Here is a 9409-nt window from a genome sequence, read left to right as displayed (position 1 = left end):
GCGTCGATACGTTCGCCGAGCAGCGCGATGCCGAGCGCCCGGCTGCGCCCGACCAGCCGCGGCAGCGACCAGGTCGCGCCCAGGTCGGGCACCGCCCCGAGCTGCGCCACCTGCGGCACGAGGAAGTAGGCCGAGCGCGCCGCGATCACGACGTCGGCCGCCAGCGCGATGCCGACGCCCGCGCCCACGCAGGGCCCGTTGACGGCCACCACCACCGGCACCGCGCTGTCGGCGATGGTCTGCGCGATGGGGTTGCCCACCTGTTCCATGCCGCGGCCGATCTGCTCCTGCGCATGCTGCGGGCCACCGGCCAGCACGTCGCCGAAGTAACCGATGTCGCCGCCGCCCGAGAAGGCGCGGCCCGCGCCGGTCAGCACGATGGCACGCACCTGCGCGTCGGCCTGGCAGGCGCGCAGCGCCGCCAGCAGCGCATCGAGCAGCGGCGGGCCCAGCGCGTTGAGTGCCTCGGCCCGGTCGAGCACCAGGGTCGCGATGCCTTCGCGCACCTCGCTGCGCACAGCGGCAGCCATCGCTCAGAACCCCGTGAGGCCGCCGCTGCACACCAGCGTCTGGCCGCTCACGTAGTCCGATTCCGGAATGCACAGCAGGTACACAGCGCCGGCCGCTTCCTCGGGCGTGCCGCCGCGGCCCAGCGGAATGCCGCGCTCCATCGCGGCCATCAGGTCGGGGTTGACGCCCACCTTGATGTCGCGGCCGTCGATATGCGCCGTGCCGCCCTCGGCCGCATTGCCGGTCAGCCGGGTCTTGATCAGGCCGTAGGCCACGCAGTTGACGGTGACGTTCATGCGCCCCCATTCCTTGGCCAGCGTCTGCGTCATGCCGACGATGCCGGCCTTGCCCGCCGCGTAGTTGGTCTGGCCCGGATTGCCGAACAGGCCCGCCATCGACGAGATGTTGACCACCTTGCGCATCACGCGCTGCCCGGCCTCGGTCTCGGCCTTGCCGAGCGCGCGGATCACCGGCTGCGCGGCGCGCAGGATGCGGAACGGCGCCGTCAGGTGGCAATCGATCATCGCGTACCACTGCTCGTCGGTCATCTTCTGGATCACGTTGTCCCAGGTGTAGCCGGCGTTGTTGATGACGATGTCCAGGCCCTTGAATTCGCTCACCGCCGTGCCGACGAAGCGCTCGGCGAAATCGGGCGCCGTCACGTTGCCCACGCAGGCCACGGCCTGGCCGCCGGCCTCGCGGATGGCCTGCACCGCCTCCTGCGCGGGTTCGGCGTCGAGGTCGTTGACGACGATGCGCGCGCCTTCGCTGGCGAGCTTGAGCGCGATCGAGCGGCCGATGCCGCGGCCCGAACCGGTGATGAGGGCGACCTTGCCTTCGAGTTTGCGTGTCATGGTGTTCTCTTTTCTTTGCGAGGGATGGGATGTCAGGGCAGGGCGACGAAGGCTTCGCCGACGATCCTGGTCTGGCCGAACTGGTTGGTGCTCTGCAGCTCGATGCGCACGCCGCGTTCGCCGTTGCGCTCGGTCTTCTCGGCGATGCGGCCGCTGCAGCGCATGGCGTTGCCCAGGTGCGTGATGCCCTGGAAGCGCGCCTCGAAATGGCGCAGCCGGCTCTGCGGCGCCCACTGCGTGAGCACGCGGCCGAGCCAGGCCATGCCCAGCATGCCCTGCGCGAACACGTCGGGCATGCCCGAGCGGCGCGCCATGTCGGTGTCGATGTGGATCGGGTTGTGGTCGCCCGAGGCGCCCGCGAACAGCGCGAGCGTGCCGCGGTTCACGGCCGGCAGCTGCACGGCGGGCAGCGCGTCGCCGACCTGCACGGTGTCGAAGGTGGGGGAGGTCATGAGCGTGTTCCTTCAGTTGCGGCAGACGATGACGGTGCGCAGTTCGGCCACCAGTTCGTTGCGCTGGTTGGTGGCGCGCGAGGTCTTCACCACGAACTCGAGCGCGCCGTTCTTCTTGTCGTAGATGTCGCCGATGGTGGAGCGCACCGTCACGGTGTCGCCCACGCAGGCGGGGCGGTGGTAGCTGAAGCTCTGCTCGCCATGCAGCAGCTTGGCCAGCGGGATCTGCAGGTCGGCCAGCAGCCGGTCGGACGCACCCGAGTCGAGCTCGGCCGCGAACAGGAAGGTGGGCGGCGCCGGCAGGTCGGGGTAGCCGGCATCGCGCGCGGCGGCGGCATCGGTGTAGACCGGGTCGGTCTCGCCGATCGCCTTGGCGAAGAACTGCAGCCGGCTGCGCTCGATCGGCAGCACCGAGGCCGGCAGCTCGTGGCCGATCCATTTCTTGTCGATCATGGGAAGGTCTCCTTTGTCGTTGAGGGGGTTCAGACGCGTTCGTAGAGCGTGACCACGCAGGCGCCGCCCAGGCCCAGGTTGTGCTGCAGCGCGAGCCGTGCACCCTCGACCTGGCGCTTGTCGGCCGTGCCGCGCAGTTGCTCGACCAGCTCGGTGCATTGCGCGAGGCCGGTCGCGCCCAGCGGATGGCCCTTGGACAGCAGCCCGCCCGACGGATTGGTCACGACCTTGCCGCCATAGGTGTTGTCGCCATCGACCACGAACTTCTCGGCCCCGCCCACCGGGCACAGGCCCAGCGCCTCGTAGCTGATCAGTTCGTTGTGCGCGAAGCAGTCGTGCAGTTCGACCACGTCGATGTCCTGCGGGCCCACGCCCGCGGCCTCGTAGACCTTCTGCGCCGCCTCGCGCGCCATGCTGAAGCCGACCACCTCGCGCATGTCGCGCGCCTCGAAGCTCACGGGGCGGTCGGTGGTCATGGCCTGGGCCTTGATGCGCACGCTGCGGTCCAGGCCGTGGCGCTGCGCGAACCCGGCCGAGCAGACGATGGCGGCGGCCGCGCCGCAGGTCGGCGGGCAGGCCATCAGCCGCGTCATCACGCCGGGCCACATCACGGGCGTGGCGAGCACCTCGTCCTCGCTCACCACGTTGCGGAACAGTGCGACCGGGTTGTTGGCCGCATGGCGGCTGGCCTTGGCGCGGATCTTCGCGAAGGTCGAGAGCTTGGTGCCGTATTGCTGCATGTGGGCCAGCCCCGCGCCGCCGAAGTAGCGCAGCGCGAGCGGAATGCCGGCTTCCTCGACCAGCTCGTCGGTGGCCCGGTCGAAGCGCTCGAAGGGGCTGGGCCGGTCCTTGAACACCGCGCCCAGCGCGCCCGGCGTCATCTGTTCGAAGCCCAGGGCCAGCACGCAGTCGGCGGCGCCGCTGGCCACGGCCTGGCGTGCCAGGAACAGCGCGGTGGAGCCGGTCGAGCAGTTGTTGTTGACGTTGACCACCGGGATGCCGGTCATGCCGACCGCGTAGAGCGCGCTCTGGCCCGCGGTCGAGTCGGCATAGACATAGCCCACGTAGGCCTGCTGCACCAGCTCGTAGCCGATGCCGGCATCGGCCAGCGCGCGGCGCGTGGCCTCGGCCGCCATCGCCTGGTAGGACTCGCTGGCACCGGGCTTGGTGAAGGGGATCATGCCGACCCCGCTGACGAACACATCGTGATGCATGGAGATTTCCTGAAAGTGGAGAGGAAGGGGAAGGGTGAAAAGGCTCAGGCGACGTTGCGCTGGCGGCCTTGCCAGAACGGCTCGCGCAGCTGGGTCTTGAGCACCTTGCCGGCGCCCGACATCGGCAGGGCATCGACGAAGGCCACGCTGCGCGGGCACTTGTAGCCCGCGATCAGCGCCTTGCAGTGGGCGATGACCTCGTCGCCGGTGACGCCGTGCCCCGGCTTGAGGATCAGCGCCGCGTGCACGCTCTCGCCCCACTCGTCGCTGGGGATGCCGATGACCGCGCAGGCCGCCACGGCCGGGTGCTGGGCGATGGCGTTCTCGACCTCGGCCGAGTAGACGTTCTCGCCGCCGCTGATGATCATGTCCTTGATGCGGTCGACCACGTAGATGTAGCCGCCGTCGTCCATCCAGGCGCCGTCGCCGGTGTGCATCCAGCCCTCGCGCACCGCCGCGGCCGTCTGCTCGGGCTTGCCCCAGTAGCCCTGCATCACGTTGGGGCCGCGCACCGCCACTTCGCCCACCGTGCCGCGCGGCACCTCGATGCCCTCGGGGTCGAGGATGCGCACTTCCATGCACACGCTCGCGCGCCCCGCGGAGCGATGGCGGCCCAGCTTGTGGCCCTCGGCCGTGTAGGAGCTCGGTGGATTGATGGTGGCCAGCGGCGCCAGCTCCGTCATGCCGTAGCCCTGCACGAAGGCCACGTGGGGCAGCGCGGCCATCGCGCGTTCGAGCACGGCCTCCTGCATCGGCGAGGCGCCGTAGAAGATGCACCTGAGGCTGGAGAGGTCGCGCGGCTCCTTCATGCACGGGTGGTCGACCAGCATCTGGATCATGGTCGGCACCAGCAGCGTGTTGGTCACGCGGTCGCGCTCGATCGCATCGAGCACGCCCTGCGGGCTGAACATCGGGATGATCGTGTGCGTGTTGCCCGCGGGCCAGTGCGGCATCGCGAGGCCCATGTCGCCGAGGTGGAACATCGGCGCCGCATGCAGGTAGTTGCCGCCCGATGCCGCCAGGCCTTCGGCCTGCATCGCCATCGCCGAGCTGCACAGGTTGGCATGGCTCAGCATCACGCCCTTGGGAAAGCCCGTGGTGCCGCCGGTGTAGAAGATGCCGGCCAGGTCCTCGTCGCGCCGGACCGCGTCGGCGACGGGCGAGGCCGCCGCCAGCAGCGCCTCGTAGCCGTGCATGCCGCGCGGCACCTCGCCGTCTTCCACGCCGCTGCCGCAATAGATCACTTCGCGCAGGCTCCCGGACTCGGCGCGCATCTTCTCGACCATCGGGCGGAAGGTCTCGTCGACCAGCAGCAGGGTCGAGCCCGAGTCCTCGAGCGAGTAGAGGATCTCCGCGGCCGACCAGCGGATGTTGCAGGGATTGAGCACGCCGCCGCCCCAGGGCACGGCCATCTGGTATTCGAGGTAGCGGTCGGAGTTGAGTGCCAGCATGGCCACGCGGTCGCCCGGCCGCATGCCGAGCTGCTGCAGCGCACCGGCGAGGCGGGCGACGCGCTCGACATAGGCGCCGAAAGTGCGCGTGCGGTCGGCGAAGCGCACCGCCACCTTGTCGGGGTGCTGCTGCACCGCGCGGTGCAGTGCCTGGGTCACGTACATGGCATCGTCTCCTTCTCGTTGGTCTTCGTTCGCGGGCTCATGCCCATGCCGCCAATGCTAGGAATCGATCGCCGTTTGCACGATGCCGCTTTGCGTTGTTCGGATGTCGGAAGACCTCAATCCGATGTCGCCCGCGTGCCCCCCGTGCGGGTCGCGGCGCTTGCCTCGGCGGTGCCTGCCGGTGCACAGTCGATGCCGTTCCGTTCCAGCGCCTTGCCTTCGATGCTTCATCCTCCCCAGACGGTCTCCATCAGCTTCGTGCACGGCATGCTGTCGGGCGTCCTCGCCAGCGGCCGGCCCTGCGAGCCCTTTCTCGCCGAGGCCGGCATCGCCCCCGAACTGCTCGCGCAGGCCGATGCCCGCGTCACGGCGCAGCAGTACGCGAAGCTGTTCCGTGCGCTCACCGAAGGCCTGGACGACGACTTCATCGGCTTGCTGAGTCGCCCCCTCAAGCGCGGCAGCTTCGCGCTGATCGCCCGCTCGACGTTGGGCGCCCCGACGCTGGAGGTCGCCATCCGCCGCGCCACGCGAACCTTTCACCTGCTGCAGGACGACGTGGTGCTGGAGGCCGTGTGCAGGGACGACCTGGCCGGCGTGGTGATGCGCTTCAACGGTCCCGCTGCCCTGCAGACCGTGTTCCTGCAGGAGGTGCTGCTGCGCACCACCTGGCGCCTGATGGCCTGGGTGGTGGGCGGCCAGCTGCCGGTCGTGCGCTTCGACTTCGCGTTCGGTCCGCCCGCGCATGCCGGCGGCTACGGAAAGATCTTCCCCGCGCTGCAGCAGTTCGACAGCGAGCGCTCGGCCTTCTGGTTCGATGCCAGGCGCCTGAACGACGCCGTGCGCCGCGACGAGGCCGCGCTGCGCAGCTTTCTCGCCGATGCGCAACTCCACATGCTCGTGCCGCGCCGAGGCAGCGACGCGGTCAGTGCGCGCGTGCGGGCCCATCTTCAGTTCATGCAGCCCGCATGGTCCGATCTCGTGGCCACGGCGAACGCGCTGCATGTCACGGTCTCCACCTTGCAGCGGCGGCTCGCGCTGGAGGGGACTTCGTTCCAGGCGCTGAAGGACGAGCTGCGCCGCGACACGGCCATCGTCCGGCTCAGCACCAGCAGCGTTCCGCTGGCCGAACTGGCCGACGAACTCGGCTTCGCCAACAGCTCGGCGTTTCAGCGTGCCTTCAAGGTCTGGACCGGGAGTGCGCCGGGGGTCTACCGGCGGGGTGGGGGCGCGTGAGCCGCCGTGTCGGCTTCGGGCCGGGTGGGTGACTCATCGAGATAGTGGGCCGTGACGCCGCCGTAGGCGAGCAGCAAACCCAGCAGCAAGGCAAGCCCTAGATCGATGCCCAGCGAGACCTTGGGCGGTCTTCGCTGCAGGAGCACTTGCGCCACCGTACCGACGATGAAGTAGACGAGCGCAACGCCCATGCCGACCAGGAAAAACATCAGCACCATCCCGAAGGATTTCTGGCCCTCGCCTGGATAGGGCTCTCCCCATTCGACATGCGCCAAGGGCAGCGCGGCGGCCACGCACAGGGCCAGGATCGCGCGGAGGAAGACCTGGAGGGCGTGGCGGAGGGCGGGGTTCATTCGATGCCGAGCTCGATGCGAGCAGTTTCCTCGATGTACTCGAGAAAGACGTTCTCGCCCCCGCTTCGGCTCATGACCTCGTCCAGCGACGATCTGGACAGGCCGACCCGAACCCGGTGGGCGCGCATTTCGTTCCAGAGCAAGTGGAGGTCCAGGTTCTGGCGGTGGTCGTCCGGAAGCACGAGGATTTCCGGTTCGCCGGATACGACGCATCGCCACCTGCAATCCTGGTTCGACTTCGGTCGCGCCGCCAGCCAGGTGATGTCCTCCCCGGAAGCGACGAGATCGGTCGGCATGTCCTCGGACGGCGTCTCGTCATCGATGGCGGGCTGCCTGGGCGATGAGGCCGAACCCTCCTCGAACGAGAAGACGATGCGGTCACCCTTGCGCAACGCATGCGCCATTTCCCAGATCAGGAAGTCGAACGAGCCGTCGGAGCGTCGTTTTCCGCCGCCCGTGACCGTGAGTTCTGAGCAAGCCGGCCCCCAGATGTCTGCGTGGACGGAGGCGGAGAACATCCACACGTCGTCCGAGCCGACGCTGCAGAGGTGGATGTCGTTCTTCGTGATGTGCAGTACGGGCATGAAGCGCTGAAGTGGGTCTGTGGCCCCTCTGGAAAGAGCCGGTGAACGAAACGGTCCGTAACGTCTCTTCCGCACGCCGCGCTCTTCAAGTCCTGTGCAGCACCTGCTCGGCCAGTTCTTGCGCACGTGCCACCGAGATGCCTCGGGTCTGGTCGATGACCAAGGGGTCATCCTCCGAGTCTCTCTTGTGCAGGATCACCTTGGGGCGTTGGTTGCCGAGTTGAACCCGGACATCGGCGGGCCGCGTCGACGGATACGGATAAACGTCGATGTCATTGCAGACCCAACCGAAGAATCCTTCTCCCTCGACCGGATCGTCGAAGGTCTCGTCATAGCGATCGAAGCTCTTCTTGCTCAGCGAGACCCAGACTCCCCACAGGAATGGCTCCTCGACCCCGTGAATGGGGATTTCGAGGATGGCTCGGACAAAGTAGTGAGTACCCTCGTCGTGCGTGATGGTGCAGAAATCATCGCTGAGTTTCCCCAAGGAGGCCTTCTGCTCGTCCGAGAGCCAGGCATAGTGGTCGGGCGCTCTGAAAGCAAAGCTGGGCGAACCTTCGTGGATGTCGCCACAACGGCTGCACTTGAAGGTGAAGATGGCGGTCATCGGTTGTGAGTCCTTTGCTCGGGTGCTGTATCGATGTCTGCTTGCCGTTCAGAAGCTCGGCACGTCGATGCGTTCCAAACGGGCGGCCAAGCCAGTGTCCGCGAGTGCTTCGAACAGCGGCGGTGTGAGGAAGATGCCCATCTGGTCGTTGGCATAGGGTCTGAAAGCGTAGAGCCGCTCCTGCGATCCAACAGACGCCAGCAGGCCGTTCACCATGGAAAAGAATCCCCGTGAGAAGGCGGCCCAGCTGTCCAGGGAGGAGGAAGGATGCGCGCACAAGGGCCAGCATTTTCCGTCGACCCTCAGGATGGTTTCATCTTTGAGAGGATCGTATTCCACTGTCGGCTTGCCGATCGCCACCCCATTCATGGCGAGCACGCGCTCGAGGTCCTTCAGCGCAATGTCGGCCGCGCCCTCGGCCAGGGTTTCGGCATCGAGATAGTAGGAACGACCAGCACTGCAGGCCTCCAGCAGTCCGTAGCGATCGACCTCGTCTTTCCACTGGTCGATCGAATGGGAAGGGTCTGCATACAGCAGAAAGAACCGGGCTTCCAATGCAGCGAAATGTTCACGGTCGATGGTGAGATGCATGAGTCGTCGCCTGAAGCGTTGAAGCAAGAGCTATCCGATGAAGACGGAGACAACGCAAGTATCCTTGCGCGCTTCCCGCAAGGTTTGGGCGACTATCGGAATACAGGGCATGGCCTTCGAACTCAAGGCTGAGAAAACCCGCGACGACAACGCGTTTTCCGTCGAACTGCTCCGAGTTGGCGGTCAGGTCCACCCGCGATACGTTGTACCGACCGCATGTGCTTTCCTTGGGAAAGAGGTCGGCGCAACGAGGGGCGGCGATGGCACTGCTTGCGAGCCACCCCGACAGCAGTGTCATGGCGATCCACTTGGCGGACCGGCGCAGGGTCGGGGATGCTCTGAGCGAGGGCTGGCGCTCCGGTTCAAGAGACGGGAACGCGGCGAGAAGATTCGCCCATGACCCGGTGGATGGAACAACCGCCGCCTCTCTGGTGCACATGGCACGTCCTCCCTTGTTCGTGGCCCCGATGCTGGCTCATCGCCGGGGTTCTGCACAAGGGGGACGTTGCGGATCAGGCGAACAGCTCAGCCAGCGCGCTCCTCGACTCCATCCACCCGATCCGCATAAAACGCCACATGGTCCTTGATCCCCGCCACCGCGTCATACGGCGACTCGTAGGTCCACACCGCATTGACCGAGCGCTCGCCTCCGGCCGGGATGCTGAAGTAGTTGCACTCGCCCTTGTACGGGCAGTAGGTGGTGTGCGTGCTGCGCTCGAGCAGCGACATGTCGACGTCGGCGCGCGGGATGTACTGCACGGCCGGGTACGAGGCCTCGCGCAGGGTGAGGGCGGCGCGGGTGTCGGCGATGGTGCGGCCGCCGAGCGTCACGACCACGCGCGCGGGATTGGGCGCGACGGTGATCGGATGGTCGGGGCCGGGGATCTTGATGCTTCGGGGGCTGTTCATGGGGCGGGCTCCTGAGGATGGCCGGCCATCTTG

12 protein-coding genes are annotated in these 9409 nt (G+C 67.5%); 1 reads left to right on the top strand and 11 read right to left on the bottom strand.

From position 1 onward, the window contains the following. The 6 genes from AC27VN_RS22935 to AC27VN_RS22910 all read right to left on the bottom strand — a co-directional run. Nucleotides 1–530, bottom strand: a 530-nt coding sequence (locus tag AC27VN_RS22935; RefSeq protein ID WP_490878006.1) for an enoyl-CoA hydratase/isomerase family protein, incomplete at its 3' end; no start/stop codon positions are given. A 3-nt stretch (nt 531–533) separates the two neighbouring features. Continuing rightward, complete coding sequence (locus AC27VN_RS22930) at nt 534–1364, bottom strand: SDR family NAD(P)-dependent oxidoreductase (protein ID WP_431512359.1); 831 nt, start codon at nt 1362–1364, stop codon at nt 534–536. Between the two features lie 32 nt (nt 1365–1396). Continuing rightward, the gene (locus tag AC27VN_RS22925) at nt 1397–1816 is read right to left on the bottom strand and encodes a MaoC/PaaZ C-terminal domain-containing protein (protein WP_093342794.1); all 420 of its coding nucleotides are present in this window, start codon (nt 1814–1816) and stop codon (nt 1397–1399) included. Between the two features lie 12 nt (nt 1817–1828). Further along, nucleotides 1829–2269, bottom strand: coding sequence for a MaoC family dehydratase N-terminal domain-containing protein (locus AC27VN_RS22920; protein WP_093342793.1), 441 nt, complete (start codon nt 2267–2269; stop codon nt 1829–1831). Nucleotides 2270–2298: 29 nt separating this feature from the next. Continuing rightward, nucleotides 2299–3483: a lipid-transfer protein gene (locus AC27VN_RS22915; RefSeq protein ID WP_490878005.1), complete on the bottom strand. Its 1185-nt coding sequence runs from the start codon at nt 3481–3483 to the stop codon at nt 2299–2301. Nucleotides 3484–3527: 44 nt separating this feature from the next. Beyond that, complete coding sequence (locus AC27VN_RS22910) at nt 3528–5099, bottom strand: long-chain-fatty-acid--CoA ligase (protein WP_490878004.1); 1572 nt, start codon at nt 5097–5099, stop codon at nt 3528–3530. Nucleotides 5100–5321: 222 nt separating this feature from the next. On the opposite strand from AC27VN_RS22910, the gene AC27VN_RS22905 reads away from it, so the two are divergent. Further along, entirely contained in the window at nt 5322–6332 is a 1011-nt protein-coding gene (locus AC27VN_RS22905) for an AraC family transcriptional regulator (RefSeq protein ID WP_490878003.1), read from the top strand. Here AC27VN_RS22905 and AC27VN_RS22900 read toward each other — a convergent pair. From AC27VN_RS22900 to AC27VN_RS22880, 5 genes are all read right to left on the bottom strand, one after another. Then, complete coding sequence (locus tag AC27VN_RS22900; protein ID WP_490878002.1) at nt 6308–6685, bottom strand: hypothetical protein; 378 nt, start codon at nt 6683–6685, stop codon at nt 6308–6310. The two genes, AC27VN_RS22905 and AC27VN_RS22900, sit on opposite strands and share 25 nt — an antisense overlap. Beyond that, the gene (locus AC27VN_RS22895) at nt 6682–7269 is read right to left on the bottom strand and encodes a hypothetical protein (RefSeq protein WP_490878001.1); all 588 of its coding nucleotides are present in this window, start codon (nt 7267–7269) and stop codon (nt 6682–6684) included. The genes AC27VN_RS22900 and AC27VN_RS22895 overlap by 4 nt, the downstream gene beginning before the upstream one ends. Nucleotides 7270–7354: 85 nt before the next feature. Continuing rightward, nucleotides 7355–7876 carry a DUF2199 domain-containing protein gene (locus tag AC27VN_RS22890; RefSeq protein ID WP_490878000.1) on the bottom strand — a complete coding sequence of 174 codons (522 nt, stop codon included), beginning with the start codon at nt 7874–7876 and terminating at the stop codon, nt 7355–7357. Nucleotides 7877–7924: 48 nt separating this feature from the next. Further along, nucleotides 7925–8467 carry a hypothetical protein gene (locus tag AC27VN_RS22885; RefSeq protein WP_490877999.1) on the bottom strand — a complete coding sequence of 181 codons (543 nt, stop codon included), beginning with the start codon at nt 8465–8467 and terminating at the stop codon, nt 7925–7927. Between the two features lie 525 nt (nt 8468–8992). Next, complete coding sequence (locus tag AC27VN_RS22880) at nt 8993–9376, bottom strand: DUF427 domain-containing protein (protein WP_490877998.1); 384 nt, start codon at nt 9374–9376, stop codon at nt 8993–8995. Nucleotides 9377–9409 lie beyond the last annotated feature (33 nt).

This window comes from Variovorax sp. 20P10.2.4, assembly GCF_058244205.1.
The sequence above is the reverse complement of the archived record's forward strand: the minus strand, read 5'-3'. Positions and strand labels throughout refer to the sequence as shown.